The 20,785-nt window shown below is 60.6% G+C and carries 13 protein-coding genes; 4 read left to right on the forward strand and 9 right to left on the reverse strand.

Annotated elements, in window-relative coordinates; translation table 11 throughout:
• Positions 1-9: 9 nt before the first annotated feature.
• From ACUUL3_RS09155 to ACUUL3_RS09195, 9 genes are all read right to left on the reverse strand, one after another.
• Positions 10-573 (reverse strand): PDC sensor domain-containing protein, encoded by a 564-nt coding sequence (locus tag ACUUL3_RS09155; protein WP_448550672.1) that lies wholly within the window; start codon positions 571-573, stop codon positions 10-12.
• Positions 574-747: 174 nt separating this feature from the next.
• Entirely contained in the window at positions 748-2,922 is a 2,175-nt protein-coding gene (locus ACUUL3_RS09160; protein WP_448550673.1) for a methyl-accepting chemotaxis protein, read from the reverse strand.
• Between the two features lie 153 nt (positions 2,923-3,075).
• On the reverse strand, positions 3,076-6,180 hold the full coding sequence (locus ACUUL3_RS09165) for a methyl-accepting chemotaxis protein (protein ID WP_448550674.1): 3,105 nt from the start codon (positions 6,178-6,180) through the stop codon (positions 3,076-3,078).
• A 296-nt stretch (positions 6,181-6,476) separates the two neighbouring features.
• Positions 6,477-8,735, reverse strand: a complete 2,259-nt coding sequence (locus ACUUL3_RS09170) for a methyl-accepting chemotaxis protein (protein ID WP_448550675.1) — start codon at positions 8,733-8,735, stop codon at positions 6,477-6,479.
• Between the two features lie 130 nt (positions 8,736-8,865).
• A complete protein-coding gene (locus ACUUL3_RS09175) occupies positions 8,866-9,705 on the reverse strand; it encodes a glycosyltransferase family 2 protein (RefSeq protein WP_448550676.1) in 840 nt (279 codons plus the stop codon).
• 91 nt (positions 9,706-9,796) lie between these two features.
• The gene (locus tag ACUUL3_RS09180) at positions 9,797-10,720 is read right to left on the reverse strand and encodes a biotin--[acetyl-CoA-carboxylase] ligase (RefSeq protein WP_448550677.1); all 924 of its coding nucleotides are present in this window, start codon (positions 10,718-10,720) and stop codon (positions 9,797-9,799) included.
• A 106-nt stretch (positions 10,721-10,826) separates the two neighbouring features.
• A complete protein-coding gene (locus tag ACUUL3_RS09185; protein WP_448550678.1) occupies positions 10,827-11,474 on the reverse strand; it encodes a hypothetical protein in 648 nt (215 codons plus the stop codon).
• A 21-nt stretch (positions 11,475-11,495) separates the two neighbouring features.
• Positions 11,496-13,748 carry an acetyl-CoA carboxylase carboxyl transferase subunit alpha/beta gene (locus tag ACUUL3_RS09190; RefSeq protein WP_448550679.1) on the reverse strand — a complete coding sequence of 751 codons (2,253 nt, stop codon included), beginning with the start codon at positions 13,746-13,748 and terminating at the stop codon, positions 11,496-11,498.
• 136 nt (positions 13,749-13,884) lie between these two features.
• Positions 13,885-15,291, reverse strand: coding sequence for a biotin carboxylase N-terminal domain-containing protein (locus ACUUL3_RS09195; protein WP_448550680.1), 1,407 nt, complete (start codon positions 15,289-15,291; stop codon positions 13,885-13,887).
• A gap of 564 nt (positions 15,292-15,855) precedes the next feature.
• On the opposite strand from ACUUL3_RS09195, the gene ACUUL3_RS09200 reads away from it, so the two are divergent.
• The 4 genes from ACUUL3_RS09200 to ACUUL3_RS09215 all read left to right on the forward strand — a co-directional run bounded on the left by ACUUL3_RS09200 (position 15,856) and on the right by ACUUL3_RS09215 (position 20,676).
• The gene (locus tag ACUUL3_RS09200) at positions 15,856-16,707 is read left to right on the forward strand and encodes a hemolysin family protein (RefSeq protein WP_448550681.1); all 852 of its coding nucleotides are present in this window, start codon (positions 15,856-15,858) and stop codon (positions 16,705-16,707) included.
• On the forward strand, positions 16,704-18,305 hold the full coding sequence (lnt, locus tag ACUUL3_RS09205) for an apolipoprotein N-acyltransferase (RefSeq protein WP_448550682.1): 1,602 nt from the start codon (positions 16,704-16,706) through the stop codon (positions 18,303-18,305). Before ACUUL3_RS09200 ends, lnt begins: the two co-directional genes overlap by 4 nt.
• Before the next feature lie 14 nt (positions 18,306-18,319).
• A protein-coding gene (prfB, locus tag ACUUL3_RS09210; RefSeq protein WP_448550683.1) for a peptide chain release factor 2 occupies positions 18,320-19,418 on the forward strand; the annotation gives its coding sequence in 2 pieces (ribosomal slippage) (positions 18,320-18,388 and positions 18,390-19,418; 1,098 coding nt in all).
• Positions 19,419-19,485: 67 nt separating this feature from the next.
• Positions 19,486-20,676 (forward strand): (Fe-S)-binding protein, encoded by a 1,191-nt coding sequence (locus ACUUL3_RS09215; protein ID WP_448550684.1) that lies wholly within the window; start codon positions 19,486-19,488, stop codon positions 20,674-20,676.
• The last annotated feature ends 109 nt before the right edge of the window (positions 20,677-20,785 follow it).

The following is a 20,785-nucleotide window of genomic DNA, read 5'->3' on the forward strand; positions in this document are numbered from 1 at the left end:
GCAACCAGATTATTTCAGCTTGTCCACGTCAATGCCGAAGGTGATGGCGCCGATGGTGGCGGCCCCGTCCTTGACCGGCACCGATACCTGCACGACATAGGCCTGGGTGCTGTCATCGAACTTGACATCGCTGATATGGACCGCACCGGTTCCACCCTTATAGGATTCCGTGAACTTGGGTTCGTCGCCCTGCCAGTAATCCGAGGTTTTGTCGGTCATGCAGACATTGCCACCCAGATTGTCCATGACAAAGATCTCGGCATAATAGGGCGCTGATTTCTGAATCTCCTTGAGACGCTTGCCGCAGGGGCTGTTCATCAGGGCCTGCATGTAGTCTACGACCCCGGCTGCCGCCTGCCATTTCTTATCAAAATCCTTGACCTGATCAAGTTTTTTCCCCTTGGCGTTTTCCGCCTTCACCGCCTCAACAACGACAGGATCCGCGCCCAGATTGACAAGCTCGCCGTTGGCCAGATCGACAACCTTCTGAGGCGCCTTCTCCCCGGCAAGAGCAACTCCGGCAGTGAACAGCATGGCACCGGCAACCACACCTGCTACGATTCCTTTCTTCATGGCTCATCCTCTTTCTGTATGGGTTCGAAGGAAACACAACCGTGACACCCCCAACAAACATCTTGTCCATTCAGGATTATAGGTTTTGAAAAAATAAAAAGTCAAACCGGAAAAAAAAAGAGGGGCAGCGCCCACCGCACCGCCCCTCCCGCCCAAAACCCTTTTCCCCAAATATCAATAACGTTCAAAATCGCTTTCAGTCGCTTCCGGCAGGGCGATTTTCACCCCGCCGCCCTTCCTGCCCGGTTTCTTTTCGCCTCTTGCGGCCGCAGTGCCCATGGCGTGGGCTATGGCCCGGACCTGTTTCTTGAGCCGGCTTCCCTCTTCCACCTTGAAAAAGGCGATGGTGTCCTGCAACTGCGCCGACTGGGCGGTCAGCTCCTCGCTGGTGGAGGCCATCTCCTCGGCGGCCGCGCTGTTGGCCTGGATCACCTGATCAAACTGCTGGATGGCCTTGGAGTTCTCCTCAATACCCCGGGCCTGTTCGTTGCTGGCCGCGTCGATCTCGTGGACCAGTTCGGCGGTCTTCTGGATCTGCGGCACGATCTCGTTGATGAGTCGGCCGGCATTGGCCGCGGTTTCCACACTGGCGGAAGCGACCCCTTTGATCTCCTGGGCGGAGACCTGACTGCGCTCGGCAAGCTTGCGGACCTCCGAGGCCACCACGGCAAAGCCCTTGCCGTGCTCGCCGGCCCGGGCCGCCTCAATGGCGGCGTTCAAGGCCAGCAGGTTGGTCTGGCGGGCGATCTCCTCGATCAGTTCGATCTTTTCCGCGATATGCTGCATGGCGGTGACGGTCTCGGTAACCGCCTTGCCGCCGTTCACGGCATCGGCGGAAGCCTTGTTGGCGATGGCCGCGGTCTGACGGGCATGGTCGGCGGTCTGGGCCACGGTGCTGGCCAGTTCCTCCATGGAGGAGGAAATCTCCTCCACCGAGGCGGCCTGCTCGCTGGCTCCCTGGGAAACCTGCTGGGAGCTGCCGCTCAATTCTTCGCTGCCCGCGGCGACCTGGTCGGCGGCCGCGCGCACGTCGGTGATGACCTGACGCAGCTTGTCGATCATCGCGGAAAGAGACTTGCCCAGGGTATCCTTGTCGGAAAGCAGCTCCACATTGACGCGCAGATCGCCTTCGGCAATGAGCTCCGCCTTGGCCGCGGTCTTCTTCAGGCTCTCCACCATCCTTGCCAACGACTTGCCCAGCACGTCCTTTTCGGAAAGAATCCTCACCTCGACATCCAGGTCACCCAGGGCAATGCGGCCCGCCATGGCGGAAGTGGCCTTGAAATTCTCCACCACCTTGTGCATGGCGGCGAGCATGGCGCCGATCTCGTCCTTGCGGTCGGTCTCCATCTTCATCTCCACATCGCCCAAGGCCAGCTGTTCGTTCACCCGCATGGCATTATGGAGAGGGACGGTGATGGAGCGGGTGATACCGTAGGCGACCACCAGGGCGATCAGCACGCCGGCAAGGGCGACCACCAGAGCAACAACGCTCTTGGTGTTTATCTCCTTTGCGGTTTCAACGGAAACTCTGGCGACCTCCTCCTCGGTCTTGCGCACGACCTCCTCGAGCACCGGCTCGATCTTGTGGACCGCTGCCCGCATTTCCTCGATTTTCCCGGCAAGTTTTGCATCCGCGGCAACCAGGGCATGAAAAGCGTCTTTATAGATGGCGATGTTCTTTTTTAACCCCGCCGCCTGTTCGGGGGAGAAACGCTGCCTGGCGACGGACTCGACGAAAACGCCCAAGGCCTTGTCCACATTTTCCACGTACTTTTTATCCAATCGCAGCAGGTAATCCTTTTCGTGCCGGCGGATCATGAGATAGTCTGCCAAAAGCTCCCGGTTGTCGGAAACATTTCCCTCCAGGGCATGGGCCGCGGCCCGGAACTCGCCCTGCAGGCCGGCCTTTTCGTCAAGCCCCTTCTCCTTCCAGGATTCCACCACCTCGGAAAATGCCCGGTGATATTCATCCGTGTACTGGACAACCTTGTTGACCATTTCCAGATCGTCGCCATGGCCCCCTTCTGCCTCAAGGGCGGACCAGGCGACGGCGTCCTTCCTGATCTTTTCCACCGATTCCTTGACCTTGTCGCTATACTTGAGGTCCAGGCGATTGAGAAAATCCTTTTCAGAGCGCCGCGCCTCCAGCATATAGATATCAATGGTCTGCGCGTAACTCTTCATGGCCTGTTCTTTGTTGAGCAGCCTTTCGTAGTTGCTCTTGGCGGAAGAAAGGGTCTGTTGCATGAGTCCGATGCAGAGGACAAAAATAATCCCGATCAACCCGAAACCAACCCCAAGTTTTTTCGCCATTCCCTGATTGTCAAACCACCCTGTCAAACCCATCGGATCCTCCGGTTTTGTTTAAAACTGCCAACGGAAACAACCCGCCGGACGCCTCGCCGCCACCCCCCAAAAATTGAGAGAGAGCCTCCGCGCGGATCAGATCATAAAAACGCCCCGCCTCGTGGGGTGTTAACGGGATTTCAGCCAGCTCGTTCAGTACCGCTCAAAGCCATCATCACCCGTCGCCGGCAGGGAAAGTTTTATCCCTTTACCGCTCGGGCCGGCCGGACGCCGGCCCGGCCCCGGCGAAGGCAGCGGAATTTTTGCCGGCTTCCGCAGGGTAAGCCGCGCCGCGCCCGCCTCGTTGCCGATCTTGAAATAGGCGATGGAGTCCTGCAACTGCGCCGCCTGGGCGGTCAGTTCCTCGCTGGTGGAGGCCATCTCCTCGGCGGCCGCGCTGTTGGCCTGGATCACCTGGTCAAACTGCTGGATGGCCTTGGCGTTCTCGTCGATGCCCCGGGCCTGTTCGTTGCTGGCCGCGTCGATCTCGTGAACCAGCTCAGCGGTCTTCTGGATCTGCGGCACGATCTCGTTGATGAGTCGGCCGGCATTGGCCGCGGTTTCCACGCTGGCCGAGGCAACCCCCTTGATCTCCTGGGCGGAATACTGGCTGCGTTCGGCAAGTTTCCGCACCTCCGAGGCCACCACCGCGAAGCCCTTGCCGTGCTCGCCGGCCCGGGCCGCCTCGATGGCGGCGTTCAAGGCCAGCAGGTTGGTCTGGCGGGCGATCTCCTCGATCAGCTCGATCTTTTCCGCGATATGCTGCATGGCGGTCACCGTCTCGGTAACGGCCTTGCCGCCGGCCACGGCGTCATCCGCCGCCTTGTTGGAAATGGCCGCAGTCTGGCGGGCATGATCGGCGGTCTGGGCCACGGTGCTGGCCAGCTCTTCCATGGAGGAGGAAATTTCCTCCACCGCTGCGGCCTGCTCGCTGGCCCCCTGGGAAACCTGCTGCGAACTGCTGCTCAGTTCCTGGCTGCCGGAGGCGACCTGATCGGCAGCCCCACGGACGTCGGTGATGATTTCCTTCAGCTTGCTCACCATATCCTCAAGGGCCTGGAGCAGTTCATCCACCTCGCTCCGTTTCCTGAGCTTCACCGTGAGGTTGCCGGCGGCGATCTCGCGAGCCGCGCCGGTGATATCCTTCAGGGCATCAACCAGGTATCCCACCGCCCCGCCGATCCCCTCAAACACCTTCTTCACCGACTCGGTATCAGCGTCGGCAGGTTCCGTTTCCAGGGAGATATTGAGGTCGCCGATGGCGAGCTTGTTGAGTGTTTCCACCAGTTTATTGGTTTCAACATCCTGATAGTCCGCGACCTTTCTGGCGATCCTCGCCGCCTTCTTGATGGCTGTCTGGTCGGAAACCACCTCAAAGGCGCCGATGATCTTGCCCTGCTCGTCACGAAGAGGCGTGCCGCTGTAAGCGATGTCAAGATCCACGCCTACAGCCGGGTGGGCGTCGGTTTCGGCGCTTGCGACCCTTCCGCCCCTGATGGCCTGCCCGCAGGCGCATTTGTCGCTGTTGCAGTCACTGGTCTTGAAATGGTCGAAACACTTGCTGCCGATCAGTTGAGCAGGACTTTTTCCACCGGCCCTGGCCCCCAGTTCGTTTATGTACCGGATGGTAAAATCGGTGTCGATGATCATGGCCGGCGCGGGCATGGAATCGAGCAAGCCGACCAGACGGGAGATGGTGTTGTTGACGCCTTCGATGATCTTCCTGAAATCGCCCTGGTGCTTTGCTGCATCGGCCCGGGTGTTGAGCCTTCCTTCCACCGCCGCGCCGGCAAGCATATTGACATCGGCGACCAGGGCGTTGATCGTTGCCACGCTGGCATTGAAGGAATCGGCAATGATTTTGAAGGTGTTGTATACCTCCATGGTATCCGCATCCCCGGCCGCGGGGCTGATGGTGCAGGTGATGTCGCCCTGGGAAAGTTTTTTCAGGCAGGCGACCACCTTTTCGGTCTCGGCACCCTGATAATCGGCAACCTTCCTGGCCAGCCTGGCCGCCTTCCTGACCGCGGTCTGGTCGGAAACCACCTCAAAGGCGCCGATGACCTTACCCTGTTCGTCACGGAGCGGAATGCCGCTGTAGGCGATATCCAGATCCACGCCGGCCGCCGGATGGGCGTCGGTTTCGGCGCTCGCGCCCATCCCGCCCCGGATGGCCTGCCCGCAGGCGCATTTATCGGTGTTGCAGTGGCTGGTCCTGAAATGATCAAAACACTTGCCGCCGATGAGCTGGCCGGGATTTTTGCCGCCTGCCCTGGCGCCCACCTCGTTGATATAAAGAATGTTGAAATCGTTGTCGATGATCATGGCGGGCGCCGGCATGGAGTCGAGCAGGCCGACCAGGCGGGAAATGGTATTGTTGACGCCTTCGATGATCTTTTTATAATCGCCTTCATGGCCGGCGGCGTTGGCTCGGATGGTGATCCGCCCCTGCATGGCCGCCTTGGCGAGCAGATCCGCATCGCTGACCAGGCTATGAATGGCCCTGATCATTTTCGCCATGGCCGCCTGCAGTTCCCCGATCTCGTCCCTGGCGTCGGCGGCAAGCGCTATGTCGGTTCGTCCCGCGGCAAGCTGGTTGGCCGCATCCAGGCATACCGCGACCGGCCTGGTGATTGCCCGGGTTATGATGAAACCGATCGTCAAAGCGGCCAGGACGCCGGCGGCTATGAGGAGATAGATCAATTGCGAGGCCCGGCTCGCCAAGGTGGCGTTGTCGGTCGCGATTTTTCTGGCGGTTGCGACCTTAAGAGCGTTCATCTGGTGAATCAATTCCCTCGTCTGCAGCCGAAGCCGGCTTCCTTCCCCGGTCTGCAGGGCAAGGGCTGCGTCAAACCTGCCGGCCCGCAGCAACTCCTTCTGCTGCTCGACAAATTTCCCCCAGGCAGACCAGGAGGTGAGCAATTCGTTGTATGCTTTCTCGTCCTCGGTGCCGCCCAGGGTATTGCGGTATTCCCGCAGAAGCAGATCCGCGTCCCGCATGTCCCCTTCCACCGCCTGCAGGTGCTCGGTATTTCTTTGATAGGCCATATGGCCGATATTGGCAGCGGCCCGTTCAAACCCGGAGCCAAGATCAACGAGATACCCAAGGGGAAGCGTGCATTTCTCGTAGAGAAAGCCATCGGCAGCGTCAAGACTCCGCAGCTTGGCGCTGCCGAACACGCCCACCACCGCCACAATTGCCGCAAGCACCAGAAAGCTGCCGAGCAACTTCGTGCCGACCTTCATGTTTTTCAGCATGGCCAACCCAGCCTCAATTTTGTATTGCCTCTCTAAAAAGGCCGCGCAATGCGCGCCTGCCACATCGAACACGATGACCCAAAAGGGAATCCCGATCACGGGAGGAGACGGCACACCCCCTAGGTATAAACACCCATAGCCATGCTATGTGAATTCCGGGAGTGATGTCAAACACAAAAAAAAACGCGAAAAGGAGAATACAGATGCGCATGGCGCGGTCCAGACCGCGCACAACAGCCTGAGATTACGAAAAAAACGAAAAACCCCTCCTGCTTTCGCGGTTGGAGAATGCCCCCTCAATAACGCTCGAAATCGCCGTCAACCTGCCCGCCCAGGGCGATACGGACCCCCGGCCCAGGTTGCCGGTCGGTCTGCCCCGCCGGGCGGCCGGCCGAAGCCAGCCGCGGCTGGACCGCGCCCACGGCCGCGGAACCTTGCCGGGTAAGCGCAACGCCTCTTCCCTCGGCATCGTCCAGCCCGAAGAAGGTCATGATCTCCTGAAGATGGCCGGCCTGGGCATTGAGCTCCTCGCTGGTGGAGGCCATCTGCTGGGCAGCGGCGCTGTTGGCCTGAATCACCTGATCGAACTCCTCGATGGCCTTGGAATTCTCCTCGATCCCCCTTGCCTGCTCGGTGCTGGCGGCGTCGATCTCCTGGACCAGTTCCGCGGTCCTCTGGATCTGCGGCACCATGGCCTCGATCAGGGAGCCGGCATTGGCCGCGATCTGCACACTGGAGGTGGCGACTTCGCGAATGTCCTGGGCGGAAACCTTGCTGCGCTCGGCAAGTTTTCTGACCTCGGAGGCGACCACGGCAAAGCCCTTGCCGTGCTCGCCGGCCCGCGCCGCTTCGATGGCGGCATTCAGGGCAAGCATATTGGTCTGCCGGGCGATCTCTTCGATCATCTCGATTTTTACGGCAATATGCTCCATGGCCTCCACGGTTTTCCGCATGGCTTGCCCGCCCTTCTCGGCGTCCACCGCGGCCTTGGTGGCAATGGCGGTGGTCTGCCGGGCGCTGTCGGCGCTCTGGGCAACGGTGCTGGCCAGCTCTTCCATGGCCGAGGAAATTTCCTCGATGGAGGCAGCCTGCTGACTTGCTCCCTGGGAAACCTGCTGGGAACTGCCGCTCAGCTCCTGGCTGCCCGAGGCGACCTGATCCGCGGCCATGCGCACATCACGGATGATGGTCTTGAGTTTTTCCACCATGGCGGCAAGGGCAATGCCAAAGGAATCCTTCTCGGAAAGCACCTTCACCTCCACCCGCAGATCCCCTTCGGCAATCTTTTCGGCGGTTTTCGCCATGTTCCGCAAATTTTCCACCATGCGGGCCAGGGCTTTGCCGAGCACATCCTGGCCAGAGGGATTTATCTCCACCGACAGATCGCCGAGGGCAATCTGTTCGGCCATGCGCGCCTTGCCTTTGAGGCTTTCCACCATTTTCATATGGGAATGGCCAAGAACGTCCCGGTCGGAAAGCAGCACGACCTTGACATCGAGATTGCCGTTGGCCACTTCCTCCGCTTCCTGCGCCGTGCTTTTCAGGCTTTCCACCATCCTGGCCAGAGCTTTGCCCAGCGCGTCCTGAGCGGAAAGAAGATCGATCCGGACATTGAGGTCGCCCAAGGCGATCTGCTCCGCCTTGGCTGCCGTGCCCTGGAGGCTCTCCACCATCTTGAGCAAAGCCTTGCCCAGCTTGTCCCGCTCGGAGAGAAGCCGCACCTGCACGGCCAGATCGCCGGTGGAAACCTTCTCCGCCATCTGCGCGGTGGCGCGAAGGTTTTCCACCATGGTCCGCATGGCGGCGAGCATCCGGCCGATTTCATCCCCGCTCTCGCCGGCAATCTCCACATCCAGATCGCCCTGCGCGATGTGCTGGACCTTGCTCACCGCATCACGCAAGGGTTTGACAATGATACCGATGGTGGCATAGACGACCAGGCCGATGAGGATAATGACCGCCAGGGCAAACAGGACAATGTTCCGGACAATGCGTTGCGCCGCTGTCTTTTCGGCGGCCTGCGCCTCGGCGATGGCCTGGTCGCTGCGGGCGGCGGCCTGCTTGATATTCCTTTCGACATTGTCATAGTTGAGACCAAGCTCGACCGCGCCGACCTTCTGTTCATTGATGAGGATCTCCTTGGCAACGACGTTTGCGGCCTTGAAAGACTCCGGCCGGACGCTGCCCCTGGTGATCGGGGCACCGTCCTTGTCATAGAAAACCACAAAATCGATATCCGGATCATTGACCGTGCTCTGGACGATCTGCTCGAGAAAGGCGAATTCGTAGTTGACGATGAGATCCTGCCCGGTCCTGCCCAGCATGTCGGCAAAGGATTTGCCCTTGAGGACAAGATCCCCGCGCAGCAGTTTTTCCTGTTGCTTCTGCTGTTCTTTCAGGGTGTTGACAAAGGTTGCGCCCTGGTTGCCCAGCGCCTTCCTCACCGAGGAATTCACCGCCACCGTCATGCCGAGCATGAGCAGCAGGACCGCGGCGACAATGGCGATATTGAGCTTGGCGGCGATACCGAGATTGCGAATTTTTTCCTTGACCATCTCCAGCTCCTTTTCCTTCCTGAGAAAATCCCCCAACCTTCCAAGCAGAGCATGGGAATTCCCAATCGCTCTTTTTGATTATAGTGAGGAGTGAAGAAAGGGGTCAAAGTTTTTTTAAGCAGGGAACGATTCAGGGAACGGCGGGAGAATACTTTTGGGACAGCGCCAGATAACGGCGCCCTTCCTCGCCGCGGCCATGCTTGAGGCAGCCGTTGCCATAGATGGCCGCCTTGCGGGCGAGGGCGGCGCCGGCAAGAAGGCGCTGGTCAGAGGAAAGATTTTCGCGCTGAAGCAGTTTTTCAATGGCCCGGATGCGAAAGCGGTCCATGCCGACCCGGTAGCGCACCGAGACCTGATCCGGCCTGCCGCCATGCTTGACGGTCAGGGGCGCGTCGACGAGCAGGAAGAAATGGCCGATGCTGGCCCGCAACCAGAGCTCATAATCCTCGCAACAGGGGAATGATTCGTCGAAGATGCCGATCCGCTCGAACAGAACCCGGCGGACCATGACCGTGGACATGCCCACCACGCACAACTCCAGACTGCGGGCGAAGATGTCGCCGCTCTCCTTGCGATGCCTCTTCTTCTGGTTGAGGTGCCTGCCGTTGCGGAACCAGGCCTCTCCGGTATGGGAGATGAGGAACTCGGGCCGCGCCGCCATGGCGGCCGTCTGCAGGGCGAGCTTATCGGGGACGAAATGGTCATCCGCATCGAGAAAGGCGAGCAGCCCATGGCGGGCCTCCCTGATCCCGTGATTCCGGGCCGCGGCCGGGCCGCGGTTTTCCTGGAAGAGGTAGCGGACCGCACTGCCGTAAGAGGCGACCAGGGCGGCGGTATTGTCGGTGGAGCCGTCATCCACCACGATGAGTTCGAAGTGGCGAAAGGTCTGGGCGAGGACCGAGTCGATGGCCTTGGCCAGAAAGCCTTCCCGGTTGTAAGTGGGGATGATGACACTGACTGGCTGCGACATGGTCCTCTCCGCTGAGAAGAAACGTCATGGGGTCGGCGTACGCCCCATCCCCATTCAGGATACGGCTGAAAAAGTTTTTTTCAGCCGTATCCTAGTCCACATAGAGGATCTCCCCCGAATGCTCGATCAGCTCTTCGCCGCTGACAAGCTGCTTCAGGATCAGGCCGCCGTCCGGGGCGATGCCGATCACCTTGGCCAGATATTGCGGCTGCCGCTGCACGTCGAAGCCGAAGCGGACCGTGCGGCCGATGGTGTCGCTCAGGTTCCGCCAGGCAGGGAGAAGAAGGCCGCCCGCGCCCTGTTCGCCGCCGTAATCATCTCCGGCCAGCCCCTCGGCCTCGTCGTGGCAGAGCAGGCCGAAGTACCAGGAAAACTTGGCGAGCAGCCGGGTGGCGAAGGCGGCCAGGTCGAGGTCACGGCCGAGAACGGCCTTCATGGAAAGAGCCAGATCGGCCAGTTCGGCCGGGAAATCGACGTTATTGACATTGATGCCCACGCCGATGAGCACATACTCATCGCCGAACCTGCGACTGCGGTAAGACTCGCTGAGAATGCCGCAGATCTTGCGGCCGGCCAGATGCACGTCGTTGACCCACTTGACCTGCGCGTCGATCCCGCAGCCGCGGATCGCCTCGCAGCAGGCGGCGCCGGCCGCCATGGGATACAGGGCCATGCTCCTTGGCAACAGGGTGTTGGCCATGACCAGGGTCAGCCAGAGGCCGCCGGGCGGGGCGAACCAGGAGCGTTGAAACCGTCCCCGACTCTCCGTAAGCGCATCGGCGATCAGGAGCATGCCGCTGGGAAAGGAATGGTCCCGCTCCTCATGGGCGTCGATGCGCTCTCTCGCCAAAGACATCAGCCGTCCGGCCCTGGGCAGCTGCTCGATGCGGCTCGCCACCGGCGCGCCATAGCGGTAAACGGCCTCGACCACCTCGGCGGGATGGTGCTTAAGCCGGAGGGGAATCTCCTCCTCGGCGATGCATTGCTGAATACGCTGGTAGGACAGGCGCTCCACGGAGTAGGCCTCACGGAAAAGTAAAGAAAAAAGGCGGCCGGGGGCGGCAGATGCATCCCCGGCCGCCGTGCCTGCGACTGGAAAGGGCTCCCTCAGCGGGAAACGGTTATTCCCATTCCGCCTTGACGCGGGTGATGATCTTCTGGATGTAGGGGAGCTTTTCCTTGGAGCAGATGCCCAGCAGCGGCTCGCCCTGGGAAACGCTGACCCCGGGCTGGAAGTAGACGGAATGGATGATGCCGGGCTCGCCGGTATAGTAGACCGGCGTGTCGCGCTTCATCAGCGACATGGTCAGAACCTCGTCCCCGGGCTGGATGGAGACGGCGCGCTGGCCGTATTTGTCGATCTTTGCCTGCAGGTCCAGGGAAAAGAAATACTTGGCCCGCTCCGGCGCGTTGAAGGGCTCAAGCACCTGGCGGAGAATATTTTCGATGATCTCCCGCTTCTTCAGGGGATGCCGGATGGTGAGGATCTTCTCGCCCGCTTCGACGAACTGCCCTTCGAGATCGTCGCGGATAAAGGAGACCACCCCGTTGCTGGTGGAAAAGATCTTCTTCTGATTCCCTTCGCGGAGCATCTCGTAAAGCAGGGTGCCGGGGATGTGGTGCCACTCGCCGGTGGGCCCCTCCACCTCGGAATCCTTCCGCACCTTGAAGCGGACCTGTCCGGTATGGATGGTGTGCACATCCATGTACTCAAAGGGATCGGAGCGATACTTGCCGATTATTGCGTCGAAATCTATATCCTGCGTCATGGTACCCGTTACCCTTGACCGTTATCGATAGTAAAGATTGCCGCCACCCATGGTCAGCAGCGACTTGTGCAGATTGCGCCGAAATTCCCGGCGGTCCCAGATACCCTGGATATGTCCACGCCGCAAGGCATTGCGGGCGTTATGATAATCGGGCGGGATATCGGTGCCGGTGGTGTCGCGGATGACCCGCGGCCCGGCAAACCCGACCCGGCTGGAGCGGATGGCGAACTGATAGGGCGAACAGCCGAGAAAGCTGGCCACCGGCCCGGCGTAGGAATTGTTGTCGTAGACCACGATGTAGAGCCCGCCGGAATCGATATACTCGCGCACGGCCATGGTGCACTTGGGCATCTGCGCGACCCCGAGGGTTCCCTCATGGATGCGGATGCCGCCGGTGGTGTGCACATAGGAAAGCAGGGGCCTCCGCTTGATCTTGGCCGCATCGCAGGCCCGGACAAATTTTTCGCCCTCGGCGCTCCCCACGGTGCCGTTGCGGAAATCGCTGTACAGCATGGCCACCACCAGATCCACCCCCATGACCCGGGCGTCAAAGGTGATGATGCCGCTACGGCGGCCGGTTTTGGCGATGGCGGCCTGCAGGCGCTTGTCAAAGCCCGGGTAGCTCAGGGGGTTGCCCGAGCAGATCTCGCCGTTGAACTCGCGAATGGAATCCGGGTCAAAGAGATGCTTGAGGTACCACTGGTATTCCAGGGGAAAATGGTGGCCGCAGGTTTCGCACACCCCGCAGAACTCGCCGTAAAGATCAGGCACCCAGAGATCCTTGCAGCCCTGTTTTTCGGCATTGGGGCAGGTTACGGTGCGATCCTCGTTGGCGAGCGGGCTGGTATAGACATCGCCGAACTCGATGGGATCCTCACCGCTGCCGCCGGGGGCGATCAGCTTCCCTGTCTTGGCGCCGGGCTTTTTGGCGATGAAATCATAGGCGGCGGAAAAGGGGGCCGCCACCTGCTTGATGAGGACCGAGCCCTCGCCGGAGACATCCTGAAACACTTTTTTCACCTGCTTCTGCTGGCTCTTGAGCACGTCATAGCGGAAGCTGTAATAGAGCTTGGCCAGGTTTTTCCTCGCCGTCTGGCACAAGGTCGAGCAGGTGGAGCCCTCGTAGGTGTAACCGCTCTTCGACATGGCCCGGTATTTTTTCGAGCGGAAGCTCAAGAGCCGTTTCTCCTCGTCCTCATTGAGATCCCAGGATATCTCGATATGCGGCTCCTCGGCCACATGCTCCTCGGCCTTCTTCATCTTCAGCTCATAGGCGCGGAAGGCCCGCAGGCTCTTGGTCTTGAGCACCACCTCGTCGGTGGCCCGGATCACCTCGCTTTTGAGCTGGCGGAAAAAGCCGAAATCATCACGTTTGGCCCCCAGGGGCGGCTCATGGATGATGCGGTCGATGGTGCCGAGCTTGAGGTTCTCTTCCGCAGTGATGTGCAGATTTTCGGCGCAGGCCTCCACCAGCTCCTTGGGCATTTTTTCGCCCTCCCGGATCTTGCCCTCGATGGCCGCGGCCCCTTCCGGCGAGATCACCGAATAGTAGCCGTGGGAGAACATGAGACGGATATCGGCCATGCCCACCGCCTCGGCGCCGCCGGAGCCGCCCTCGGAGGTGACGGAAATCATCGGCACCCTGAGCTTGGACATGGCGTAAAGATTGCGGGCAATCTGCTGGCCGGCGCCGGGATAATCCTCGACAGGGAAGGAGCCGGGGGTGAAGATGTAAAAATGGATGGGAATTCCTTCGGTCTCGGCGACCTTCATGTAGCGCAGGGCCTTCTCGTTGCCCCAGGGCTTACTGCAACCGCCGTTGCGGAACTCCTCGCCATGCCCCTTTTCGTGGCCGATGACCATGACCTGCTGCATGACCGACTTGTTCTTGACCCGGCGCATGATGCTGGCCCGGGCGGCCACCATGGAGGGATCGATGCTGATCTCTTCGGCGCCGCCGAGTTCGGTATAATCCTCGTAAACATTTTCCAGAATGTCCTTGAGGGTAAAGCGGTGCGGATTGCGGACGATGCGCACCTTTTCCATGGCGCTCAAGGTTTCTTCGCAGCGTGCTTCCAGAAAGGCGAGAGAGTCCTCAAAGGCGCGGATCTCCTCGCCCATCTCCTCTTCCTTGAGGTCGTAGAACTTGTCGCGCAGGCGAACGAATTTTTCACGCAAGCCGGACAGATTTCCCCATTCGCTGCCATCCTTGATCTGGGTCAGGTAGCTGATGCGTTCTTCTATCTTTACAAGCCGCTTTCGTAAGTCTTCCATGTATTATCTACCTTGGTTGCGATCGTAAAAAAAACACGATGACAACGGTCATTGCTTTGTTGTTTCCCGGGGCGCGCTCCCTGCCCAACCGGCAAAATGTCCGCGCCCTGCCGCCGAAACCGTTGGCGCACGGCCATCAAAAGGTGAGCAGCCTGTTTATATTTTCCTGCAGATAGGGAAGATTGGTCATGATCTGCCCCCCGGAGGCATTGCTGCCTTCGATGGCAACCTCCGAAAGGAACTGCCTGCCCCGCTCCTTGGCCTCCTCCATGCTCTCGCCCCAGACCAGGGCCAGGGCCAGGTTGGGGTCGTAGTCGCTGGGAATGCTGTAGGAACGATCGGTGGGCACATGGGTGTAGACCGCGGACCAGTCGTGCCTGGGATAGGAAAAGCGGGAGATGGTCCCGATCCAGGGCGCAAAGCCCCGGTAGGTATCCTCAGCCACTATCCGGAACTCGATGCTGGCGCCGCGGAACTCGATATCATTCTGGCTGTAGCCCATCTTGTCGCCCAGGGCCAGCCGGATCTGCTCGCGGATCAGATTGGGGTGCTTGTTGCCCAGATAACTGATCCGGGCGGAGACATCGTTCTCCACCTGGATTCTGGTATTGACCTCAAGCAGGTAGGGCTTGCCGTCCCGGGTGACGATCCATTCCCAGGTGCCGACATTGTCGTAGCGCACATGGGAGGCAAGTTTCAAGGAGTATTCAACCACCTTGTCCTGCACCTCCCTGGCGTCGAAATCATAGGCGAAACAGGAGTCGTCGAAGCAGGGCGCCGCCTCCAGCCGTTTCTGGCGGCCGGTGGACTGGATGGTGCAGTTTCTGGTGCCGAAGTGCACCCGCTCGCCGTGCCGGCTGCAGAGGATCTGCACCTCGAGATGGTTGAAGTCGCGGATCCGCTGCTCGATGAGCACTCCGCCATCACCGAACTGCCGCTTGGCATAGTTCTGAACCTGCCGGTAGATGCGGCGGAAATGCTCGATCTGGTAGACCTCTTCGATGCCCATGCCGCCGCCGCCGGCCGCCGCCTTGACCAGGATGGAGGGATTTTTGATATCGATGGCTTTCTGGTCTTCGAGCAGACGGAGAGCGATGTCCTCGGCCTCCATCTCGTTGTAGATGGGGCCATCGGTCCCGGGAATGGTGGGAATCCCCAGCTTGTTGGCGACCCGCTTCGTATTGATCTTGTCGCCCAGGGACTTCACCACCTCCCACTTGGGGCCGATGAAGGTCAGGGGCCGGTTCCGCACCGTGACCCGACGGGCGAAGCGGAAATCCTCGGAAAAGAAGCCGTAGCCCGGATGGATGGCCGTGCACTTGGTATGGTCCGCCACGGCGAGAATGTCGTTGGGATCGGTGTAGCTGGCAACACGCCAGGCCCGGCGGATATTGCTCGCGCTGTCGAGATTACGACGGACATGCTCGGACTCCTCGTCCGCGGCCGTGTATATCACCACATACTCAAGGCCCAGATCCTTGCAGGCCTCCATGATCCGCAGGGCGATCTCGCCCCGATTTGCAATCAAAACCTTTTCTTTCAAGCGAACCCTCGAATTCGGTTGCGGGGCGAGCGGCAAAGATCACCGTATCCCCATAAAACAAAAGGAAAAAAAAGCAAAAGCACAGGACACCGTTTCTGCTATTTTTCCTTTTTTTCCGTTACACGTTGCATTGGCTTCGCGAAAATCACGCCGCCAACGGTTTGCGCTCGGCAACCCGACAGCTCATGCCGCGAAGCAGTGGCTGCCTTCCATGGCTTACGAGTCAATCATCAACAGGGGCAAATTAATAAGGATGAACTCTCCTCTGAAGAAATGCCCCCCAAAACGTGAAGTGCATTCTATTGAAATACCATTTTTCCATATGGTATAGTGGCTCTGCAATCGAGTCCTTTTTGGGATACGTACATTGTCTAGCATGTACAAAGTGTGGCTCTTATACCGATTTTAACAATAAACGTCAATTTTTTTTCTTGACACCCCCTGCTATTTCCTTTAGCCAGAACAAGCTAAAATCAAGGAAAAACAGCGTGTGCAACCCTGGAGCGAACCGGCCCTCCCTCGCGGCGTCCGACTCCTGCTTTGAAATGGATTTTAAGACTCTTTATGGACAACTCCTCCTCTCCCGACGCAGGCGATTCGCCCTTTAAACGCATCCTCAACTTTTTCGGCATCAATCGCGCGCCTGACAGCGCCGAAGACATTGAACAGGAAATCCAGGACATTCTCGACGAAGGGGCGGAACAGGGCCTGATCAGCCGGGAAGAGGGGGAAATGATCAGCTCCATCCTGGAGTTCCGGGGCACCCTGGTCCGGGAGATCATGACCCCGCGCAGCGACATGGTGAGCGCGGAGGATCTGACGCCGGTCTCCCAGCTCATCCAGCTGATCATCAAGGAAGGCTACACCCGCATTCCCATCTACCGGGAAACCCCGGACAACATCATCGGCATCCTCCACGCCAAGGATCTTTTGCCCTGCTGCCTGCAGGCCGCGCCCATGCCGGACGCCTCCGAGCTTATCAAGCCGGCGTTCTTCGTCATGGACACCAGAAAAATAGTAAATCTTCTCAAGGACTTCCAAACCCAGAAAATCCACATGGCCATCGTCACCGACGAGTTCGGCAGCGTCCGCGGCCTGGTCACCCTGGAGGACGTGCTCGAGGAGATTGTCGGCGAGATCCGCGACGAATACGACACGACGGAAAAACGCTGGAAGGTGGTGGACAAGCATGTCCTCCTCACCGACGCCAAGGTGAACCTGGAAGAGATCGAGGACTTTTTCGGGGTCACCCTGCCGGAAGGCCCATACGAGTCGGTGGGCGGCCTGATCATCCATCACCTCGATCAGGTTCCGCCGCCGGGCGCCACCATGCTGATCAACACGCTGGTCTTTGAGGTTGTTTCCGCTGACCAGCGCCGCATCAATACGGTAAAGATCCAACGCAAGCCCCAATGATGACCAGCCATCATTCCCCGCCGCGGCGGCAGGAGGGCGGCTTCGCCCTTTCCTGCGCCTTTGCTCTGGCAAGCAGCGCCCTGCTTTTTTTCGCCTCCCCCGGCGAGCAGGGCGGCCTGCCGCTTTTGGCCTGGGTCGCCCTGCTGCCCCTTTTCATCCGTTTGCCCCGACACACGCCCGGCCAGGCAGCGGCCTTGGGGCTTCTCTGCGGGCTTGCCTATTACGGCCCGCTCCTCTACTGGATCGTCATCGTCCTGGCCACCTATGGCGAGGTTCCCCTGCTCCTCGCCTGCCTGGCCCTGTTCTTCCTGGCCGTGTACATGAGCTGTTTTCTGGCGGCGTTTTCCTTCCTCTGCGCAGGATTTTCCCGGACACTGCCGCTTCTCGTCGCGGCCCCGGTACTCTGGGTGGGCCTCGACCTTGTCCGCAGCCTGCTCTTCACCGGCTTTCCCTGGCTCGACCTCGGCTACACCCAGCACAGCCTGCCGCTGGTCATCCAGATCGCCGATCTTGCCGGCCACCATGGCGTCAGCTTCCTCATCGTTCTTGCCAATGGCCTGGCCGCGGCCCTTTTTTCCTCTTCTCCTCGCGCCGGCACGAAAGCGAGCCGCCCCGCCATTCTTCTTGCCGCAGGCCTGATTCTCTGTCTTGCCTTTGCGTATAACGCCTGGCGCCTTGCCACCCTGCCGGCGGCCATGGCCGGGGCCGAACGGATGACCGTCGCCGTGGCGCAGGGCAACTTCCCCCAGAACCAGAAATGGCTGCCCGCCTTCCAGGCGGAAACCGTGGAAACCTATCTGCGTTTGAGCCGCGAGGCCATTGCCGAAAAAAAACCGCGCCTGCTTGTCTGGCCGGAAACCGCCCTGCCCTTTTACCCCTATGAAAATCCGCTCTTTTCAAGCCTGCAGAGCAAGCTCACCCATCCGTACGGGGTGGCGCTCCTCACCGGCGCGCCGCACCGGGAACGGAAGAGCCTCGCTGCGGCGCCCAGCTACTTCAACAGCGCCTTTCTCCTGACCCCGGAAGGAACGGTGGCCGGCCGCTACGACAAGCAGCACCTCGTGCCCTTTGGCGAGTATATTCCCCTGCGGGGCCTTCTGGCCTTTGCGTCGCCGGTGGTGGAGACCCTGGGCGACTTTTCGCCGGGCGTCACCGGGGAGCCCCTGTCTTGCCAGAACGGCAGAATTGGAGTATTAATCTGCTTTGAGAGCATCTTCCCGGAACTGGCGCGCAGGCAGGCGGCAAACGGAGCGAATCTTCTGGTCAATATCACCAACGACGCCTGGTTCGGCCGTTCGAGCGCGCCCTGGCAGCACCTGAGCATGGCGGTATTCCGGGCCGTGGAAACGCGTAAGAGCCTGGTGCGGGGGGCAAATACCGGGATCAGCGCCTTCATCGACCCGCTGGGCCGGATCCGGGCCGCATCCCCCCTTTTCCGCCGGTATGCCAAAAGCGAGGAGGTTGTGCTGCTTGCGGGGAAAAGCCCTTACGTGCGCTTTGGCCACCTGTTCCCCTGGGCCTGTCTCGGCGCCGGCGCGGCAGTGGGCCTCTGCTTCCTCGTCCGCAAAAGAAAAGACCTTCTGCACTCACATCATTAAATAAGGAGAAGAACATGTCCGCAGAACTGAAACAGAAAATCCACGACCTGAAGGGGAGACTGCTCTCCTTGAAGGAGCATCTTTGAGGTAGATCACAAGAAAGAACGGCTTCAGGAACTGGAGCAGCTCACCCTGGCCCCCGGCTTCTGGGATGATCAGGAAAAGGCCCAGAAGGTCCAGCGGGAGCAGGGCAATGTCCAGAACATCGTGCAGAGCTGGGAGAGCTGCCAGAGCGACCTGGATGAGTCCGAACTTCTGCTCGACCTGGCCATGAGCGAGGGCGACGAGGCCACGGCCAGAGAGGTTGACCTGCTGCTTACGGCACTCATCGAACGGGTGGAAACCGTGGAGCTTGAGTGCATGTTCACAGGCGAGCACGATGCCAGCAACGCCATGCTCACCATTCATGCCGGCGCCGGCGGCACCGAGGCGCAGGACTGGGTGAGCATCCTGATGCGCATGTACCTGCGCTGGGCCGAGGCAAAGGAGTTCGCCACCGAGATCCTCGACTACCTGCCCGGCGACGAGGCCGGGGTCAAAAGCGTCACCATCATGATCACCGGCCACAACGCTTACGGCCTGCTCCGTTCGGAAATGGGCATCCACCGGCTGGTGCGCATCTCCCCCTTTGACGCCGGGGGACGCAGACACACCTCTTTCGCCTCGGTCTTTGTCTTTCCGGAGCTTGACGACGACATCCAGGTGGACATCAACGAAAAGGATCTGCGCATCGACACCTACCGGGCCAGCGGCGCCGGCGGCCAGCACGTCAACAAGACCAGCTCGGCCATCCGCATCACCCATCTGCCCACCGGCATCGTGGTGCAGTGCCAGAACGAACGGAGCCAGCACCGCAACCGGGACACGGCCATGAAGATGCTCAAGGCCCGGCTCTACGAAAAGGAGCGCGAGGCGCAGAAGGAGCAGCACCAGGAGCTGAGCGGCGAGAAAAAGGAAATCGCCTGGGGCAGCCAGATCCGTTCCTACGTGCTGCAGCCCTACCGCCTGATCAAGGACCACCGCACCAACTACGAGGTGGGCAACGTCGACAGCGTGCTCGACGGCAATCTTGATCCCTTTATCAAGGCCTACCTGCTCTGGCAGCGCAAGTAAGCCGGAAGCGGAAACGGAGAGGGCCTTTGCCGGCAATGGCCTCTCCGTTTTTTCGCAGGCCATCACCATGAGCGATAAACCCAGGCAGTGCGCAAAATGTGGGGCATGCACCGTTGTCTGTCCGGTCTTCCGGGCCGGGCAGCGGGAATCCCTTTCAGCCCGCGGCCGCCTGCACCTGCTCACCCGCTTCGATCCGGCAGAGGCCTCGGAAGCCTATGCCGAGATTCTCTCCAGATGCCTGCTCTGCGGGGCCTGCCGCCCGGTCTGCAGCCGCGGGCTCGACCCCGCCGACCGGTTCAGCGAAGCCCGCTCGCATCTCACAAGAAGCGCCGGCCGCAACGTCTTTCTCCGCGCCGTCACCCAGCGGGCCCTGGCCTCGCCGGGCCTGCTCTCCATCTTGAGCACCATCGGCCTGCCCCTGCTTACGCGCCTGCCCGCGGAAAGCGGCCTGAGAATCCGCCTGGGCCTGCCGGCGGAGACCGAGCCGGCTCTTCACCCGGCCGGAGACGAAAGGCCGACCGCGCAGGCGCCGCCGCGCGGCCTTGCCTACTTTGCCGGCTGCTACGCCGGCCATCTCCAGCGGGGCATTGCCAGGGCCACGGAAAAGATCGCCCTGGCCGGCGGCCAATCCCTGTTTTCGCCGCCGGCGCAACATTGCTGCGGCCTTGCCGCCGAAAGCGCCGGCGACCTTGTCACGGCCAGACGGCTGGCCAAGGCAAATATCAACGCATTTGCCGACGGCGATCTCCCCATCCTCACCTCCTGCGCCTCCTGCTACAGCCAGCTGCGCCGCTACCCGCGGCTTCTTGCCGATGATCCGCTCTGGCGGACCAGGGCCGCGGCCTTCGCCGGCAGGCTTCTTGAATTTTCCTCCTTTGTCGCCACGGCTGCCGGCCTTCGTTTCGCTGGCTTTCCCAGGCCCTGCCGCGTTTTTTACCACGATCCTTGTCATCTGCGTTTCCATGCCCGGATCAGCGCCGAGCCCCGCGCCGTCCTGCAAGGGATCAGCAACCTTGACCTGCGCGAGCCGACCGACGGCCCGCGATGCTGCGGGCAGGGCGGCCTTTTTCATCTTGCCCAACCCGAGCTTGCCCGGACCATCCGCGGGGAATTGCTCTCGGCGATCGCCGCCACCGGCGCCGAGGAGGTCGTCACCACCTGCAGCGGCTGCCTCCTCCATCTCGGCGCCGGCCTGACCGAGGAACAATCCCCGGCCAAGGCAAAACATCTGGCCGTTTTCCTGGCCGAGCGGCTCTGAGCGGCAACCGACCCCGGCCTCCGCCGTTTGCCCGGGCCAATTTCTTTCGCAAAGCCCTTACTCGTTCTTGCGTTATTTCGCGCGCCGATATAATCTAAGCCCTGTTTGC

The organism is Thiovibrio sp. JS02 (assembly GCF_053485635.1).